The sequence below is a fragment of the Rhizobium leguminosarum genome (assembly GCF_019798305.1).
GTDB lineage: Bacteria > Pseudomonadota > Alphaproteobacteria > Rhizobiales > Rhizobiaceae > Rhizobium > Rhizobium leguminosarum_U.
Window position 1 is genome coordinate 12,905 of the sequence record NZ_JAAXDD010000003.1, and the last position, 17,804, is coordinate 30,708.

The following is a 17,804-nucleotide window of genomic DNA, read 5'->3' on the forward strand; positions in this document are numbered from 1 at the left end:
TGGCTCTGTTTCAGCAGTCATATTATCCTGGTGGTAATTCCACAAGCACCGAAGATCGGACCTCTCAAAAGGGCAATTGACGGTTCCTTGATAAATTGCAGGGACATAAAGCGGTGATCCAAATAGGAGTGCCATTCGATTAGGAGGCCAAAATGAGCGATATTTGGGCCATTCGCGACTCTCGCCTACTTGAAGAGGAAAAGCCTATTGTCAACGATCTACGCGAGGCAGGCGCGAACATCACCTCGATCTGGGACCTGGTTAACAGCAGAAGTGGGTATCCGAATCTGGTGCCGATCTTGATGAAGCATTTGCAATTCCCTTATTCCGATCGAACACGAAGCGGAATTGCCAGAGCTCTAGCGGTTCCCGCGGCCAGCGAATATTGGGATTTCCTCGTTCAGCAATACATCAACGCCAAACAGGGCAAAGGCTCTGTTTTTCCCGGTGAGGAGACGGAATTCGTGCTGGGTTTTAAGGAGGCGTTAGCTTGCGCGCTTTCCGGATCGGTAACTGAAGAGACGCTTCCCCAACTTATTGAATTGGCAAAAGATCCCGCCAATGGAGAAAGCCGCCTCTTGCTGATTGGACCTTTAAGACGGTCGAAGGCCGTTATCAGCAAAGATGCGGTTGACGAACTACGACACGATCCGCAACTCGCTAAAGAAATCAACTCCTGGCGGAAGAAGTAGCGGACGTGGCATTGTAAAGTTGATGGTCGCAAGTCCAGGAGCTTTGGGACTTGGAGCATAGGTGAAGGCGACGAATCGGTGACCGTCTGTGAAGGTCTCCGAGCCGACCTGCGCCGCATGTGACCTGGGCGACTGCCTTCCGCCAATATCAGACATAGCGCGGTAGCGATGACAGTTTTAAAAGCCGCAAATTCATTTATCGCACCGATTTTAGCCGTCAGCCACCCGAAGTCGGTGAAGCGATGCTGGGCGGGATTCATTAAGCTGAGCGCTCGTCTTAGCTTTGAAAGCATTGCAACTGATGGTACCATTTCCACATGGGCGACGACACCGAATATCTCAAGAATTACAAGCCAAACCAGCTTTATAAACACCCCACCCGCCAAGGCGCATACGCGACGATCGTTGGCGAAAGCGAGGACTTCATTGGCGAAATTGATGTCACCCCCAAATGCAAGTTGGCCATAAGCGCGTTTTGGGTGCGGGATCGAGGCGATTTCGGCACTTTCAAGATTACCAAGATGAAACACCACGCACGATTTGGTTGGAGCGCCGACGGTGAGGTGAAGGTCAACCAATTTCAGCTTTCGCAGATCAATCAGTTTCTATCTGTGATCTCGCGAATTGATCTGAGCGAGGAACAGGGCATGCAGCTGTCGCTTGATGATCTTAACCTCGGTGCGCTTGGAGCGATACTCAAGAGCACAAAGGGACCGGAGTTACTGGCGAAGCTGGCCGAGGCGCCTGAACTCCACACTGACGTGTATGCGGTGGCGTCGAAGCGGCAGGCGCTCGCTGAATTTGAACAACGTCTTTCTGAAACCGGAAACGAGCGCAGTTGGCAGACCTTCTTCGAAGCTAATCCTTGGATATTTGGGCACGGACTTAACTACATCTTTCTCGACGGCTTGGGTGGTAAACTCGAGAAAACAACGACCGGCAACGCGTTTGATCGAAGCGGCAAGCGTGCAGATGCGCTGATGCGGACCCGCGCTGAAATCAGTCAATTCGTCTTGGTAGAACTAAAAAAGAGCAGCACCGGTCTGCTCCAGCCTGATTTGTATCGTTCGGGTTGCTGGGGGATTTCCCAAGAGGTATCGAACGCAGTCACGCAGGTTCAGAAGACTGCGTATGAGTTCGCCCGCGACCGTTTTCGTGAGCATCTAAAAGACGAGTGGGGGAACGACACAGGGGAGGTGGTGTATTCTGTCGAGCCGCGCAGCTACCTCGTCGTGGGTCATTTAAATGAGCTCGCAGGTAACGATGACAAAATTACTTGTTTCGAGCTATTCAGGCGGAACATCCGTTCGCCTGAGATTCTAACTTTTGACGAGTTGTATCACCGCGCTCGCTTTATCCTAGAGACCGTTAGCGACGAAGTGCAGGACGACGATCGATCCTTCTGACTGGCGGGCATTGTCTTCCGCCCGACTGGTCAAAGAAGCTTGTCTGTTCGGGACTCAAATGCGCTTTCTTACGCTTTCCCAGACAGCAACTATCTTCATGGATGTTTCCGAAAGCGCGATTCCGCTCCCGGCCCCAAAGCGGACACTCGCCCGTAGAGCCGATGTCCGCCATTGGCAACGAAGTCGCCCGCGGCGCACACGTCTTGCGATACTAGCGTCCGAATCCTGCTGATACCGAGGCCTTCAGTGATCAGGGCCATCTCGCCCTCAACCGCAGCCGCTCCCTACCAGACAAGCCCGCGGGCAGCGACCTCCTCGACGCGGGTCACCACGCCACCGCGATGAAAGACCATCGTATCGAACAGGTTGGACACCACGCAGGTGTGGTTCGGGATGATGAAGAGCTTCTCGCCGATCTGCGGCCGGGGGCCGGTGCAGTTCGACAGATCGATCACCCCGTGTTCTTCCGAGAGGCTGGTGATCTTTGCCTCGGGATAGCCGACGATCAGGCCGTAATCGCTAAAACCCTGAAGATCCGAGGTCAGCGCCTTCGAGCCGGCATCGATGACGGCGCGGTCGGCGGTTGGGCGTGAGACGACGGTCGCCAGTACGTGCATGGCGCAATCGTCCTCGGTGCAATGGCCCATGCGCACCATCTGGCGGTCATTATAGATATAGGTGCCGGCGCGGTGTTCGGTGGCCGATTTGACCAGATGCGCTTCGAACAGGCTTGGCGTTCCGCCATTGCTGACGATCGGGCAGGTTATGCCTTCCGATTGCAGCCGTTGCAGCACCTCGGTGATGAAGGCTTCGACGGCGGCGGCCGATTGCGGCTTCGGGTAAGTGACGATGCCGCCGAAGGTGAGGCCGTCGGCAGCAGCAATGCGCTTGGCAAGGGAGGCTGCTTCCTCGGAGGTCTGCACGCCGCAGCGTCCGCCGCCGGTATCGCATTCCACCAGCACGGCCAGCGGCTTGTGGCCGGAGAAATGGGCCGCCAGCCCGTCGACCGTCACTTCGCTGTCGGCGACGACCTTGAGGGCCGGGATTTTCGTGTTCAACTTGGCCAGGCGCTCGATTTTCTGCTGTCCGAGGATGTTGAAGGTGATCAGGATGTCGCCGAAGCCGGCTTCGGCGAAGACCTCGGCTTCCGTGACCTTCTGGCAATTGATGCCCTTGGCGCCGGCGGCGATCTGCGCGACGGCGAGAGCGGGGATCTTGTGTGTCTTGATATGCGGGCGGAAGTTCAGCCCGTGCTGATCCATATAGGATTGAACGCGGCCTATGTTTGCCGCCAGCCGGTCTTCATCGATGACAGGACGCGGCGTCGAGAGATCGGCGATCCTATCACCTGCCTTGGCGACGACGGCAAAGCTGACATCATGCATCTAGGCGGCTCCGCGTTCTCTTCCATGTGGATCGGCCACGATCGGCCAGATGGTCTTCGGCGCCCGCCGGTACGGCGTCGTCGCCGGATTATTGGGATAGGGCGTTCCGGCCGAGCAGTAAAGGATCTCGGCCGCGATCCTGGAGAAGGACGCGAAGAAATGATTGGTCGATTTGATCACCAGGATCTTCTGCTTCACGGGATCGATGCCCATCACCGAAAACAGGCTCGGATCGAAGCTCTGGGCGCGCGTCGAATTGAGGATGATGTCGATGCCGTTGAGGACGATGTGTGCGGCATCGCCGAAAGGCGCGAAGCTCTCGCCGAACTGCATCTCGGCATTCTTCACCAGCTTGACGATCTTGACGGTGCCATCGATGGGATTGCCAGTGCCGGGCGCCGACTTGGCGCCGAAACGCAACGGAATTTCCGCCCCCTCGCCCGCCGCAAAACAAATCTGGACAGCCACCGGATCCCAGATCGTGCCGATCGCAGCACTCATGACGCCGCGGGCGATCAGCTCTCCGAGGATAACAGTCGCGTCCCCTGCCGTGCCGCCCCCCGGATTGTCCCAGACATCGGCGATGACAACTGGCCATGCGGTTGCGGCAAGCGCGCGCGTGACGGCTTCCTTCTCGTCGATCTGCGGAACCATGAAGGTACCGCGCTTGGAAAACAGCTCGAGGCCGAGTTCGCGCGCCAAAGCCGCGCCCTTCTCCGGCTTATTATCAGTCACGACAAGCAGCTTCGTTCCCATTTCGGGAACGTCGCCGACCATGAACCCGTGGATCACCGAGATCGACAGGACGTCCGGATCATCCGTCTCGATCTGCATGATCTTGTCGACGAAGGAACGCATGGGCTCGCGCGATGTCGGGAAGACGTCGATCATCCGGCAGTCGAACACCGACATATCAGGCTTGATCCGGCCTTCGAGCGTTTCGACGGCGATGCGCCAGAGATCCTCGGCGCGGTCGACGAAGTCCGTATGCGGAAACTCCTTGAAATAGACAGCGAAATCGAGCGCAGCGACGCGTTTTGCGGTGAGATGGCTGTGCGGGTCGAGCTCAGCGCAGATGAGAACATCAGGCCCGACGATTTCACGGATGCGCTGGAGAAGATCGCCTTCCGTATCCTCGTATCCGGCTGCCACCATGGCGCCATGCAGGCCCATGACAACGGCGTCGACGGGCATTGCCGCGCTGAGCTGCCCGAGGATTTCGTCACGCAGCTCCTCGTAGGTCGCCCGGTTGACGAGGCCTGCGGGATCGGCCCAGGTGGCGGTTCCTTCGATCAGGTCCCAACCCTTTTCCCGGGTGACGCGCCTTCCGACGGTGATCGGCGCGGTGCAGAGCGTCGGTGTTGCGGGATGTTGGCCGGGCGAGGCATAAAGCGAGGCTTCGAATGCGCGGCGATCCACGCAGATCGGGGAAAAGGTGTTGGTCTCCGTCGCCAATGCTGCCGTGAAAATGCGCAAGAAAGTGGCCTTCGTGTTGTCGACCCCTGCGTCAACCCATCGGGTTCGGCAGGTAGCCGGTGAAACCTGAGATCTTCCAGCGTCCTTGGTGAAGCCTGCAGTAATAGAGCGTCTGCCATTGCAGGACGTCCCGGGTGTCGTCGCTCTTGGTAATGCCGCCGTCGAATTTCTTGCGAACGAGGGCCATTTCGCCCTCGATTTCGATATCCTCAAGCGTCGTCGTGGTGAAGATCGCCGTGCGCGCATCTTCTGCGAAACTCTGCTCGGCGAAATCCTTTGCCTGCCTCAGCCATTCCTGGCGATAGGCTGACAGCGTCGGAAATGCCAGACGCCACCTGTCGGGGCTGACCTGCTTCTGGGCATCGATACCGATGAAGCCCTCTTCGACGAAGTCATGCTCGACCATCGACCAGTCGGCGGCCAGAAACGCATCGATATCGCGCGAAACGAGCATTTCCCAGATTGCATGCCGGGCACTGCCTGACGGGAAAGGATTCTGGAAAGGATCGCGCATATCAGCCCCGGATTGAAATTCTTTTCATAAATCGTGTTTTTCACTGGTCAAATTCTGCTTTCTATGGTCATTTGTCAACTTATCAAGAAAATAATTTGCAAGGACTTCAGCATGCCGATCAAGCGCTATGGCACTGTTCAAACGGGCGCCGGCGGCAAGGCGCTGCCTTTCGCACGTGCGGTCGAAGCCGACGGATGGCTGTATGTTTCCGGACAGGTTGCGATGGAAAATGGCGAAATCATCGACGGCAATATCATCGCCCAGACCCACAAGACGATCGCCAACGTCCTGGCGATCCTCGATGAAGCCGGATATGGCATCGAGGACGTCGTGCGCGTCGGCGTCTGGCTCGATGACCCGCGCGATTTCTGGACCTTCAACAAAATCTATGAGGAGTATTTCGGCGAACATCCGCCGGCACGCGCCTGTGTGCAATCGTCGATGATGGTTGATTGCAAGGTTGAGATCGACTGCGTGGCCTATAAGAAGAAGGTTAGATAGAAAACCATCGGGGGGGACGGGCTTGGATATCTTTTCAACGCTGCAGGAAGACAAGGGTCGTCTCTCTCCCTCTGAGAGCCGCATCGCGGAGATTATCGTCAACGACTTCGAGTTTGCCGTGAATGCCTCGATCATCGAGCTAGCGGAACGGGCCAAGGTATCGCCGCCGACCGTCACGCGCTTTTGCCGGCGGCTCGGTTGCGAGAGCTTTTCCGACTTCAAGGTGCAGCTTGCCCGCACCGCCCATATCGGCGTGCGTTATCTGAAACCGGAATCGAAAAGCACCGATCCGGCCGATGTTGCCCAGGATATCATCACCAAGGCCCAGAACGCGCTCTTTCTCCTGCATCGGTCGCTCGATCTGGCCGCGATCGAGGCCGCCGTTTCGCATATCGCCAAGGCCGATATGATCTATGCGTTCGGCTCGGGCGGCAATTCGTCGATGATCGCCGACGAACTTCAGAACCGGCTCTTCCGTCTCGGGCTTCGCATCACGGCAAGTTCCGACCACAGCATGCAGCTGATGATGGCTGCCGCGGCAAGGCCGGGCGACGTGTTGATCGGCTCGTCCTTCTCGGGGCGCAATATGGAGCTGGTGCGGGCCTTCGAGCTTGCCCGCCAGACTAAGGTGAAGACGATCGCGCTCACCCAGACGGCCAGCCCGGTTGCCAAGGCCGCCGAAATCGTCGTGCCGATCGATCTTCCCGAGGGCCACAATATCTATCGCCCGACCTCGACGCGGATCGCCTACATCGCGACGATCGATATCCTGTCGAGCCTGGTCGCCTATGCCGTTCAGCCGAAGGCGACGACCACGCTTCGGCGTATCAAGCAGCAGTTGGTCATTCACCGTGACGGCGACGACCGGCAATTGCTTGGAGATTGAGTTCATGAGCGGGAGCGACAGAAAATGACGCAGTCGATAGCCATCGTTACCGGCGCTGCAGGCGATATCGGCGCGGCGATCGCCGCACGGCTCGCCGATGACCACGACGTCGTGTTGCTCGCCGATATCGATGCGGAGGCCGCGGCTGCCGTGGCGTCGAAGCTCGGGCCGGACGATCGCTTCGTCGCCGTCCAATGCGATGTGACCAGCGAGACGAGCATTGCGGAATTGGCAAGACGTGCCGCCGACGTCGGTGTGGTTCGAACCCTGGTCAACAATGCGGGTGCGGCCCGCGCCACCAGCCTGCACGACACGACGCCCGAGATCTGGCGGGCGGACAATGCGCTTAATCTCGAAGCGGCATTCTTATGTTTCCGCGCGTTCGAGCCCATGTTGAAGGCCTCGAAGGGTTCCGTCGTCAACATTGCCTCGGTCAACGGCATGCATGTCTTCGGGCACCCGGCCTATAGCGTCGCCAAGGCCGGCCTTCTGCATTTCACCCGGCTGGTCGCCGTGGAATACGGCAAGTTCGGGATCCGGTCCAACGCCGTCGCACCCGGCACGGTGAAGACTCAGGCCTGGGAAGCCCGTGCGAGCGCCAATCCGAACGTTTTCGAGGAAGCACGCCGCTGGTATCCGCTGCAGCGGGTCATCGATCCGAAAGATGTTGCCAATGCCGTGGCCTTCCTTGCCGGTCCCCAGGCCGCTTCCATCACCGGCGTCTGCCTGCCCGTCGATTGCGGCCTCACGGCAGGCCAGGCCGAGCTCGCGCGGACATTCTCCCAATCGGAGCACTACTGACATTCAGATGCCCGCATGAGCCGCCTTTTCCCCGACGTCTTCCGCAATCCGGCGATTCGCGCCAGCATGATCGCCATTTTCACCTTCGGGATGGCGGGGGCGATGACTGCACCCTATCGTTCGGTCGTGGGTATCCGCGAATTGGGGCTGAGCGATGGCCTCTATTCCTTCCTGAGTTTCGTCTCGGCAGCGGTGAACGTCGTCATCAGCATCCTGCTCGGCAATCTCGCCGACCGGCTAGGCGAGTACCGGTCGACGATGATCGGCGCCTGCCTGTTCGGCATCGTCGGCTACGGCATGGTCTACGCCTTTCCCAGCGCCGCCGTCTTCGTCATCGCCGGCTTGCTGCCTCTGCCGATCTACGGGGCGCTGAACTCGCTGCTGTTTGCCAATGCGCGCGCGGCGATGCATGGCATGACCCGAAGCGACATGGTGACGGCCAACTCAGGCGTACGCGCCATGATCTCTCTGTCCTGGGTCCTGATCCCCGGCATCACCGGCCTGCTGCTGTCTGGCGCATCGAGCATGCTGCCGGCCTACCTCTTTGCTGGCCTTTCATGTCTGCTCTGCCAGGGAATCATCATCTTCGCCTTGCCGAAGCGGGCGGCGACGGAGATGGCAGCAGTTCATCATCTCACCTATCTCGGCGCGCTTCGCCAAGTGGTTTCGCCGCGGATTTCCGCGCATATTTGCGGGGTGGCGCTGATCACCAGCACGCTGCATCTCAATGACGCCCTGCTGCCATTGATTGTCACGGGTGCCGCGCATGGCAGGCTCAGCGATGTCGGCATTCTTGTCGGCATCGTCGCATTGCTGGAGGTCGTCTTCATCATCATCTGGTCGCGGATCGCGCGGAAAACCGGCCAGATGGCGGCACTTGCGGCCGGCACCATAATCTACGCCGTCTTCCTCAGCCTTCTCGGCCTTGCCTCTGAGCCGTGGCATCTCTATGGGCTCACCTTGCTCGCCGGCATCGGAGCGGCGGCGATCATCAGCTTTCCGATCACCTATCTGCAGGATCTGATTGCCGATCGACCGGGGCTCGGCAGCGCGCTGATCTCCGTCAACATCTTTGCCAGCGCCGGGATCGGCGCGCTGGTTTTTGCCGCCGGCACCTATGTGACCGGCTATTCTGGAACGGCCATCCTCAGCGCCGTCACAGGACTATCGGGGATAGTCATCCTTGGCTTTCTGCAGAGACACCATGCCCATTGAGCCGATGTCACGGCAAACAGGACGTGACGAAGAATGGAGCTTTCATCAGTGTTCGTCTTGTGACAAGGGTGATGCTGCATTTCCTTTGAAGGCGACATGAAGGCAATCTCCGGCACGAATCTCGAGCAGGCCAAGTCTCACAACCGGCGTGTGGTGATCGAGGCTGTCCGCACGAATGGTCCCTTGTCGCGCGCGGCAATCGCCCGGATGACGGCGCTGACTGCTCAGACTGTTTCGAATATCGTCGAGGAACTGGAGCGATCGCACATTCTCGTTCCGTCCGAGGCGCAGAAGCTGGCCCGCGGCCAGCCGATCATTCCCTACACCATCAATCCGGGCGGCGCCTATTCGATCGGACTCGAACTTAGCCGCCAGCGGGCGAGCGGCGTTCTGACGGACCTCTCCGGCGCCGTTTGCGCGCGCATCGAGCGCCATGTCGAACATCCCGATCCGCAACGGGCCATGCCGGCTCTCCAGTCCATCGTCGAGGATCTTCAGCAGGCCTTCACCTTCGACCGGAACAGGCTGCTCGGCGTCGGGATGGCCCTGCCCGGCCGCTATGCCGATGGTGGCACCACGTCGCTCAGTCCGCTGAACCTGCCCGGCTGGCAGGGTTTTCCTGTCGGGCATGAGCTGGAACAGCGGGTAAAGGTGCCGGTGCTCGTCGAGAATGACGCGACGGCAGCGGCGATCGGCGAGCGTCTTCATGGCGTCGCCCGCGGTTTTGGCAGCTTTGTCTATCTGTTCCTCGCCGGCGGCGGTGGCGTCGGCGCCGGGATGTTCCTCGACAGTCACCTCTACAAGGGCAGCCGCAACAATGCCGGCGAGATCGGCCACATCATCGTGGAACCGCATGGCAAGCTCTGCAGCTGCGGCAAGCGCGGCTGTCTGGATCGCTACATCTCGCTGTCGGTCGCCTATGAACTCATGGGCATTGCCAACGCCGAGGAACTGTCGCCCGACGATCTCGACGCGCTGATCGCCAGGGGCGGCGAAGGTCTCGATACCTGGCTGGATCAGGCCGTCGAGCCGCTGCGGCAGACCGTCGATTTTCTGGAACTGGCCTTCGATCCGCAGACCATCGTGCTCGGCGGCAGCATATCGACATCGCTGATGCTTCGGCTTGCAGAGCGGCTGGAGCCGCTGCACACCCCGATCGATCCTAACCAGCAGCGGACGGTGCCCCGCGTGATGATCGGCATGACCGGCAAGGATACGGCAATTCTCGGCGCTGCCGCCCTGCCGATCTTTTCCGAAACCAATCCGCGCTTCGACGTTCTGCAAAAGCCGCTCGGCTAGAGCCTTTCCTGGTCAGATTGCCGAGGCCGGCCCCTCATCCGCCTACCGGCAGCCTCGCCTCTGACTGCGGCGGGCGACGGGCCAGAGGTCGCGCAAAGATGACCACGTTGCCGAGAAGCGTCAGCGCCAGGCCGATCAGACCTAGGCCGCTCCAGTGGTAGCCCTCGAAGACCGTCGACAGGGACAGGGCGACGATCGGGAACAGGACGGTGGCATAGGCAGCGCGTGAGGAGCCGATGCGCGACACCAGCATGAGATAGGTGGTGAAGCCGATCACCGATCCGATTGCCGCGAGATAGAGCAGCGCGGCAAGATAGGTGATGTTGGGCGGCGCCACGATCGGCGTTCGCGTCACGGCAATCAGGAAGAGGAGGATGATCGTGCCATAGGTCATGCCCCAGGCATTGGCGATCAGCGGTGAGATTCCGGCCGCGCTGTTTCGACGCGATGCCATGTTGCCCAGCGAGAAGAACAGCGTGCCAAGCGCCGCGAGCCCGATCCCTTTCAACGTGCCCATGTCGAAATCGACGACAACGTCCTGTCCGAAAAGGAGGAGGAGCCCGGTTGCTCCGAGCGCCGCTGCGAGAAGTGTGCGGCCTGTAATGCGGTCGCCGAAGAAGAGGCGCGCATTGACGGCATTGTAGATCGTTGCGAGCGAGAAGATCACGGAGATCAGCCCGGACGGGATAGAGGTGGCGGCGTTGTAGAAACAGATGAAATTGAGGCTGAACAGGCAGAGCGCTTGCGAAAGGATGAAAGGTTGATCGCGCAAGGCAGGGAGCTTGAGCCGCCGCATGACAGCCAGGATGGCGATGAGGATCACGGCTGCGACCGCAAATCTGTAAAAGACCGAGACCAGGACCGGCACGGGACCGACCTGCATCGCAATGGCGATCCAAGTCGTTCCCCATATCAGGACGGTGGCGATGAAGAGAGCGGCATTTGCCATGGCGTGATCCTCGTTTTCTTGATCGATATGCCAACGCTGACCCGGTCTCTTGCAGATTCTTGCTATGAAATAGATTTGCCCGGACTTCCTGCTCGCCATGCGGGCCACCCACCGGTATTGTTCGCAAGGCGTGGCCAGGTGCGGGGAAGAATTGGTGAAAGATAGCCGTCTCTCGGTTTTCAGGTTTTTGTCCGCATCTCCCTCTGCGCGGATGTCGCAGTCCATCGATTTGGGGTTCGGGCGATCTGCGGCCCTCTGGAGCAATGGCAGCGACAGGATGAGCTATGAGCGCCCGGACGGACATACGTTCAGCCTTTATCTCAACGGCGGCGCCGGAACCCGCCGTCTGGACGGCAGCCCCACCGCTCAAGGCCGGCCCGGCGCCTTGTGCGTCATGCCGCAGGGGCACTCGTCCGAATGGGAAATCACCGATCCGTTCGAATTCGTTCATCTCTACGTTCCCGACGACCAGATGCGCCGGATGTTTGCCGAGACGTTCGACCGCGATTCCAGGCGTATGGCTGTTGCCGAAGCGACCTTCGCCGATGCACCCGTCTTGGCGCATAGGCTTCGGCAGTTGAGCGAAGCGATGTTGGCGGGTGATCACCTGCTGGCTGAAGAAGCGATGACGCAGACGATCGACGATTTCTTCGTTGATCCGCGTTACGGAGGGATGCGTCCCCGTGCGATCAGCGGCGGGCTCGCTCCTCACGTGCGGCGCCGGATCCTGGAGTATATCGAGGCCAATCTCGGTGAGACAATCCGCTTGCAGGATCTGGCGGCGATCGGGCAGCTCAGCGCCTTTCATTTTCAGCGGATGTTCCGGGCAAGCTATGGTGTGTCCCCACATGGCTGGGTGGCTCACCGGCGTATCGAGCGCGCCAAATCGATGTTATCCGGCATGGACCCGATCGCGCAGATCGCTTCGGCCTGCGGCTTCAGCAGCCAGAGCCACATGACACGGGCATTTAAATTGGGCACAGGCGTCACACCCTCCGCCTACCGGCAACGGCAGTGAAGCGCCTTCGCTCGGCACGTGTTTGTTCGCTGGGCGGGACGGCAGCCTTGATCTCTTGGCCGACAACGCCGGCGCTGGCTCAACCGGGAAGTTTGTTGAATTTCCGGAGGCTCTTGTCGACGAAGGACTCGGGCAGGAAGCGGCGGATGAAACGCACCTGTCCGGCTGCTTTCCCGGCTGTGTAACGTCTCTTGGGCGAGGCCGCATTGGCAGCCCGGATGACGGTTGCGGCGACCACCTCGGGCGCATCGCCCGTCGAGATGATCTCCCGCATCAGCTTCTCCGCGTCGGCGCGCACCGCATCATAGACGGCAAGCGGCCGGTCCGGCCGCGTGATGTTCTCCTCGAAGGAGGTGCGGGTGATGCCCGGTTCCACGAGCACGACACGGATGCCCTGCGTGCGTACCTCATGATCGAGGGATTCCGAATAGCCTTCGATCGCGTGCTTGGTCGCCGCGTAAAGCGCGTTGAAGGGCGCCGGGATCAGCCCGAGGATCGAGCTCAGGTTGATGATCCGGCCGCTGCGCTGCCGCCGCATCACCGGCAGCACGGCATTGGTCATACGCATCGTGCCGAAGACGTTGACGTCGAATATGGCTTTGGCCTGTGCCGTGGTCGATTCCTCGGCGCCGCCGAGCAGGCCGATCCCGGCATTGTTGACGAGAAGATCGATCCGCCCCGTGCGTTTCAGGACCTCGTCGACGACGCCCTGCACCGACTGATCGTCGATGACGTCGCAGACCAGCATGGTGATGCCGTCGGCGGTGTCGGCCATCGGCTTTCGGCTGGTGCCGAACACCCGGTAACCGTCGCGTAGCAAGGCCTTCGCCGTTACCAGCCCGATGCCGGAAGAAGCCCCTGTGACCAGGGCAATGCCGCGTTCTTTCTTGCTCATTGACGTCTGCCTTCGTTTTTGTCGTGGAACATCCATGCGCATTCTGTTACTATCAAAAAGATAGCAAGTCACTACTAAAAAGATATCGATATGAAGAATCTTTCCGAACAGCCCTGCCTGATCGCCCGTAGCCTGGCGCTCGTCGGCGATGCGTGGAGCATGCTGATCATGCGCGACGCCCATGCGGGGCTGACCCGCTTCGATGAATTTCGCAAAAGCCTCGGCATCGTCCCGACAATGCTGACGGGGCGGCTGTCATCGCTGACCGAGGAAGGATTGCTGGAAAAGCGTCGCTATTCCGAGCGTCCGCCGCGCGACGAATATGTGCTGACGGAAGCCGGCCGCGACTTTCTGCCGGTGCTGTTTGCGATCGGCGCCTGGGGCCGCAAGCATCGCAGCGGCGGTGCAGTCACCCGTTTTTTTGACGCTGAGACCGGAACGGAGATCGATCCCCTCACAATCGACCGCGCGACAGGCGCGGAGATTGGAACCCGTCCTATTCGTATCGCCGCACCCGAATGCGAGCTGCCCGCGGCAGATGAAGCGGCACCTGACAACGCCCTTTGAAAGCCATGTCAGTATCCCCCGCGATCACCGCCTCCGGCGATGGCGAGGGTGATCCTCAAATCAAAACCCGCGGCCCCAACCGAGCGCTACGACTGCTGCAGCCCGTAGAGCAGCGGCATCAGTCCTGCGAGCGCCCTGAAGCGCTCCCACGACTTGGACGACGGCTTCGTCCAGCCCGTTTCGGCAAGTGCGGAAAGGCGCGGAAAGACGAGGCGGTCGAAAACCGCGCGGTCCGTCATCGGCTCGGACCAGATGCAGGCCTGGATGCCGAGGAGTTTCTGTTTCTGAGCTGCCGTCCAGCCGCCGATGGGATCGAAATTGTAGAGCTTCTCGGCATCCGAAGTCCCCGCCCAGCTGGCGCCGGGCTCGTCCCAGTCGGGCCGCAGCGCCATGTCGAGGTAATAGACCTGTCCGGGGCAGACGACCATTTCGTAGCCGCGCTCGGCAAGTTCGGCCGAGACCTCGACATTGCGCCAGCTGCAGAGATAGCTCTTCGATTTGTCGATGACATCGCCATGGGCTGCCTCTTCCCAGCCGCCGGTGACGCAGCCCTTGCTGGCAAGAAAGCGCTGGACGCGGCTCAGGAACTCCGCCTGCAAGATGGCGGCGCCCGAGCCGTGGATGTCGTCGGCGCCATGGGTATTGGTGACGACGTTCAGCCGCTTGGCATGCGCATCGGCAACCTCGGTCCCCGCCACCCTACGCAGGCGCTCGAGCGCTTCCGGCGAACCGGACCATGCGCCGAGCGGAACCTCGTCGGCGCCGAGATGGATGGTCTTGAACGGAAAGAGCTCGATGAGTTCTAAGAGGATCGTCTCGACGATTTCATAGGTCTTCTCGCGGGCCGGATTGATGCAATTATCGGGGAAGCCCTGAACCGAATAGTAGCTGCCGACTTCGGCTGGATCGCGCAGCTCCGGTATCGCCTGCAGCATGGCGTAGCAATGGCCTGGCATATCGATCTCCGGCACGATCTCCACGCCGACGCTCTTGGCATGCGCGACGATCTCGCGGATCGCAGCCTTGGTGTAGTAACCACCGGTGCGAGCCGGGCTCGAACCGAGCAACGGCGGAACGGCCAGACCGTGGCCGCGCCAGGCACCGACCGCGGTCAAATCAGGATAGGCGTCGATCTCGACGCGCCAGGCTTCGTCGTCGGAAAGGTGCCAGTGGAAGCGGTTGAGCTTGTTCCAGGCAAGCACCGCCAGCAGCTTCTTGACCTCGGCTGCGCTATAGAACTGGCGGGCGACGTCGAGATGCAGGCCGCGCCAGCCCATCGACGGCTCATCGACGATCTCGCCGGAAGCCGGAAACTGGAAGACCTCGGGATGCAGCCTTGCACCGCGCCAGATCTGGCCGAGTGTGACGAGGCCATAGAGGAAGCCGGTCTGGCTGCTGGCCGTGATCGTGATCGTCTCACCCTCGAAACTTAGCCGATAGGCCTCCGGCCCGAGCCCGGCGGCATCCTTCAGGGTGACTGGAACCGCGCCTTCCGCCTCGGTCCGGACGATGCCTTCGACGGCGAAGAGATGCTCGACCAACGTTGCGAAACTTCTTGATGCCGCCTCCCCTTCAGCGCTCTGCGCTTGCGGCGCAAAACCGGCCGGCAGCGGACGTCGGGAAGTGACGGACACATGGTTCGGCCATGGGACGATCGACACTTGAACAGGCGCATTGACGGGCACCGGATAGATCTCGGCGCCACGCTTCAATGGCGCGTTGCTGACCGAAGACCGCGTCGGCTCTATGGTGAGCACGATCGTGCTGCCATCGGAAAGCGCGAGATAGCCGCTCGTCGCGCCGTCCGTCCAGTGACGGAACTGCCAGCTGAGCGCGTAGACCGAGATCGTCCACGTCTCGCCGGCGCCGAGAACGAAATTGGCCGGCGGCTGGAATTCGGTGAAATTCGACAGCCGCTGCGAAACTGTGGCGCCGTCGACGCGCCCGGCGGGATCGACGCGACCCGGGCCACTGACGCACAGCGAGAAATTCGAAAGCGATTCGGTGCCGAGGTTCTTCAGGCGCAGGACATAGGAAAATTCCTTGCCATCCGCAGGCGGATTCCAAAGGGTTTCGAGCCGCAGGGCTTTTGGTCGCGGTGTGGACATGGTCACTCTTTCCTCTTGGAGATCGGATCACGAATATCCCGGCGTAATACCGGGAGCGCAATTTTGGGTAAGCATGGCGCAAGCGGCCGTTGGTAAAAGGCCGCCCGCGATCCCATTGTTTTGAAGTCAATCAAATTGATTTAAGATTGATAGTCAGTTTCCCGTCGATACGTCAATTGGCAACTGGAAATTTCTGTAGCGTCCTTCGGATCGGCTCTTGGCAGACATTTAGCTGGGCACGCTCTTCCGGACCAAGTCCTTTGATCACGATCGAGCCTGGCCTTCCCGATCAGGCTCGATCGCGTTCGATTCACTCCTGAAAATTTGTGCCGGCGGTCCCTATCGCTTCCATCCTCATCCGAACTATGGTGTCGCAATCGGCGAAATCGCGGTTAATTTCCGGGCCATGCTGCCCGTCGTCTCGATCGCAACCACGATCGACTTTAGTCTTCGCAGCCGAGGCGGAGAACGCAGCGCGCGGGATCATCACATGTCGGAACGACTTGAATCTGCCCGTCCTGATGAAGTGCCCGCCATCGTCTGGCTCGGCTTCATGGCGATGTGCGTCGGCATGTTCATGGCGATCCTCGACGTCCAGGTGGTGGCGACATCGCTGCCGACCATCCAGTCGGCGCTCGATATCGATCCGGATCAGATGAGCTGGATACAGACGGCCTATCTCATCGCCGAAGTGGTGGCGATCCCGCTCACCGGCCTCTTGATGCGACTTCTGACGATGCGATGGCTGTTCGTTACCGCCATCAGCTTGTTCGTCGCAGCCTCGGCCGGCTGTGCGGCGAGCGGTGGCTTCGGCGAGCTGGTGGCTTGGCGGGTGCTGCAGGGTTTTTCCGGCGGGACCTTGATCCCATCGGTGTTTTCAGCCGTGTTCATTCTCTTCCCGAACGAGCGGCAGGCGCTTGCGACGACGATCGCCGGCGTCCTCGCGGTGCTAGCCCCGACCGTCGGACCGATCGTCGGCGGGTGGCTGACGCAGACCTATTCCTGGCACTGGCTGTTTCTGATCAACGTCATCCCCGGCATCGTCTCGGCAATCATCGCTGCGCGGTTCCTGCCGCGGCAGGCGCCCGATCCGTCCGAACTCAAGCATCTTGACGGGCTGTCGCTTCTGCTGATGGCAACTGCGCTGACGAGCCTGGAACTCAGCCTGAAAGAGGCCCCGACGAGCGGCTGGATCTCGGCCTATGTGCTCAGCCTGCTAACGGTTTGCCTTGCATCGGGAGGCGTCTTCGTCTGGCGAACGCTTCGCCGCCGCCGGCCCGTCGTCGATCTCGGCAATTTCGGCGACCGGAACTTTCTCGTCGGCTCGGTTCTGAGCTTCGTCCTTGGCATCGGCCTCTTCGGATCGGTCTATCTCATGCCGGTCTTTCTCGCGTTCATCAGGGGACACGACGCGCTCGAAATTGGCATGACGATGCTGGTCACCGGCATCGCGCAGCTGGTCACCGCGCCGATCGCGGTCGCGCTGGAAAAGCGCATGGATGCTCGCCTGCTGTCGGCCGTCGGTTTCGCGCTCTTTGCGATCGGTGTCGGAATGAGCGCCTTTCAGGATCCTCGTACGGATTATGACGCGATGTTCTGGCCGCAGGTCGTGCGCGGCGTCGCCATCATGTTCTGCCTGTTGCCGCCGACGCGGCTGGCGCTCGGCACACTTCCGCCAGATCGCATTCCCGATGCGAGCGGGCTTTTCAACCTGATGCGCAATCTCGGCGGGGCCATCGGCATTGCCCTCATCGACACCATCATCTACACGCGCTCGGAACCGCTTGGACAAGCCCTCTGGACGCGTCTTCAAGCCGGCGACATCGAGGCTGCGACATTCGTCGGCGCCCCTCTTCAGACTATATCGGGGCATAGTGGCGGCTTCGATGCGGATGCCACGGCGATGCTCGATCCGCTGGTCCAGACCGCGGCCAGCGTCCAGGCGATCAACGAAGCCTGGATGATCGTCGCCGCCCTGACCGGCTGCGCCCTGCTCTCAGTGCCCTTCGCCAGGCGGCCGGCGTCAACGTGAAAACCATGGTGACAAGTTGCCGATCTTCCGATCGCCGGTAAGATTTCTCTCAATCATTTT

At 60.5% G+C, this 17,804-nt stretch carries 16 protein-coding genes; 10 read left to right on the forward strand and 6 right to left on the reverse strand.

All coding sequences use genetic code 11. The features are described 5' to 3' along the window. The first annotated feature begins 152 nt into the window (after nucleotides 1-152). Together HFO99_RS06020 and HFO99_RS06025 are read left to right on the forward strand one after the other, a co-directional pair. Entirely contained in the window at nucleotides 153-692 is a 540-nt protein-coding gene (locus HFO99_RS06020; protein WP_222359942.1) for a hypothetical protein, read from the forward strand. A gap of 317 nt (nucleotides 693-1,009) precedes the next feature. Then, the gene (locus HFO99_RS06025; RefSeq protein WP_222250449.1) at nucleotides 1,010-2,098 is read left to right on the forward strand and encodes a Shedu immune nuclease family protein; all 1,089 of its coding nucleotides are present in this window, start codon (nucleotides 1,010-1,012) and stop codon (nucleotides 2,096-2,098) included. A 284-nt stretch (nucleotides 2,099-2,382) separates the two neighbouring features. Here the strand turns inward: HFO99_RS06025 and HFO99_RS06030 are convergent, their stop codons facing one another. From HFO99_RS06030 to HFO99_RS06040, 3 genes are read right to left on the reverse strand one after another with little or no spacing between them, the layout of a single operon-like run. Continuing rightward, a complete protein-coding gene (locus HFO99_RS06030) occupies nucleotides 2,383-3,483 on the reverse strand; it encodes a D-TA family PLP-dependent enzyme (RefSeq protein ID WP_222359944.1) in 1,101 nt (366 codons plus the stop codon). Beyond that, nucleotides 3,484-4,959, reverse strand: a complete 1,476-nt coding sequence (locus HFO99_RS06035; protein ID WP_222359946.1) for a M81 family metallopeptidase — start codon at nucleotides 4,957-4,959, stop codon at nucleotides 3,484-3,486. It abuts the gene before it with no gap. A gap of 31 nt (nucleotides 4,960-4,990) precedes the next feature. Further along, nucleotides 4,991-5,473: a hypothetical protein gene (locus tag HFO99_RS06040; protein WP_222300804.1), complete on the reverse strand. Its 483-nt coding sequence runs from the start codon at nucleotides 5,471-5,473 to the stop codon at nucleotides 4,991-4,993. A 111-nt stretch (nucleotides 5,474-5,584) separates the two neighbouring features. Between HFO99_RS06040 and HFO99_RS06045 the strand changes: the two genes are divergently transcribed. The 5 genes from HFO99_RS06045 (at nucleotide 5,585) to HFO99_RS06065 (ending at nucleotide 10,175) form a co-directional block, all read left to right on the forward strand. Beyond that, nucleotides 5,585-5,974: a RidA family protein gene (locus HFO99_RS06045; RefSeq protein WP_222300802.1), complete on the forward strand. Its 390-nt coding sequence runs from the start codon at nucleotides 5,585-5,587 to the stop codon at nucleotides 5,972-5,974. A 22-nt stretch (nucleotides 5,975-5,996) separates the two neighbouring features. Beyond that, nucleotides 5,997-6,860 carry a MurR/RpiR family transcriptional regulator gene (locus tag HFO99_RS06050; RefSeq protein WP_222359948.1) on the forward strand — a complete coding sequence of 288 codons (864 nt, stop codon included), beginning with the start codon at nucleotides 5,997-5,999 and terminating at the stop codon, nucleotides 6,858-6,860. Between the two features lie 24 nt (nucleotides 6,861-6,884). After that, nucleotides 6,885-7,661 (forward strand): SDR family oxidoreductase, encoded by a 777-nt coding sequence (locus tag HFO99_RS06055; RefSeq protein WP_222359950.1) that lies wholly within the window; start codon nucleotides 6,885-6,887, stop codon nucleotides 7,659-7,661. A gap of 15 nt (nucleotides 7,662-7,676) precedes the next feature. After that, nucleotides 7,677-8,876: an MFS transporter gene (locus HFO99_RS06060; protein ID WP_222359952.1), complete on the forward strand. Its 1,200-nt coding sequence runs from the start codon at nucleotides 7,677-7,679 to the stop codon at nucleotides 8,874-8,876. 96 nt (nucleotides 8,877-8,972) lie between these two features. Beyond that, entirely contained in the window at nucleotides 8,973-10,175 is a 1,203-nt protein-coding gene (locus HFO99_RS06065) for an ROK family transcriptional regulator (protein ID WP_222359954.1), read from the forward strand. 34 nt (nucleotides 10,176-10,209) lie between these two features. Here HFO99_RS06065 and HFO99_RS06070 read toward each other — a convergent pair whose 3' ends face one another. Further along, on the reverse strand, nucleotides 10,210-11,124 hold the full coding sequence (locus HFO99_RS06070) for a DMT family transporter (RefSeq protein WP_222359956.1): 915 nt from the start codon (nucleotides 11,122-11,124) through the stop codon (nucleotides 10,210-10,212). Nucleotides 11,125-11,401: 277 nt separating this feature from the next. Here HFO99_RS06070 and HFO99_RS06075 point away from each other — a divergent pair, with 277 nt between their 5' ends. After that, entirely contained in the window at nucleotides 11,402-12,142 is a 741-nt protein-coding gene (locus tag HFO99_RS06075) for a helix-turn-helix domain-containing protein (protein ID WP_222300859.1), read from the forward strand. A gap of 79 nt (nucleotides 12,143-12,221) precedes the next feature. Here HFO99_RS06075 and HFO99_RS06080 read toward each other — a convergent pair whose 3' ends face one another. Then, a complete protein-coding gene (locus HFO99_RS06080) occupies nucleotides 12,222-13,037 on the reverse strand; it encodes an oxidoreductase (protein ID WP_222359959.1) in 816 nt (271 codons plus the stop codon). 90 nt (nucleotides 13,038-13,127) lie between these two features. Between HFO99_RS06080 and HFO99_RS06085 the strand changes: the two genes are divergently transcribed. Next, the gene (locus tag HFO99_RS06085) at nucleotides 13,128-13,604 is read left to right on the forward strand and encodes a winged helix-turn-helix transcriptional regulator (RefSeq protein WP_222300789.1); all 477 of its coding nucleotides are present in this window, start codon (nucleotides 13,128-13,130) and stop codon (nucleotides 13,602-13,604) included. Nucleotides 13,605-13,690: 86 nt separating this feature from the next. Here HFO99_RS06085 and HFO99_RS06090 read toward each other — a convergent pair whose 3' ends face one another. Next, nucleotides 13,691-15,712 carry a beta-N-acetylhexosaminidase gene (locus HFO99_RS06090; protein ID WP_222359961.1) on the reverse strand — a complete coding sequence of 674 codons (2,022 nt, stop codon included), beginning with the start codon at nucleotides 15,710-15,712 and terminating at the stop codon, nucleotides 13,691-13,693. Between the two features lie 490 nt (nucleotides 15,713-16,202). Here HFO99_RS06090 and HFO99_RS06095 point away from each other — a divergent pair, with 490 nt between their 5' ends. After that, the gene (locus HFO99_RS06095) at nucleotides 16,203-17,744 is read left to right on the forward strand and encodes a DHA2 family efflux MFS transporter permease subunit (protein ID WP_222359963.1); all 1,542 of its coding nucleotides are present in this window, start codon (nucleotides 16,203-16,205) and stop codon (nucleotides 17,742-17,744) included. Nucleotides 17,745-17,804 lie beyond the last annotated feature (60 nt).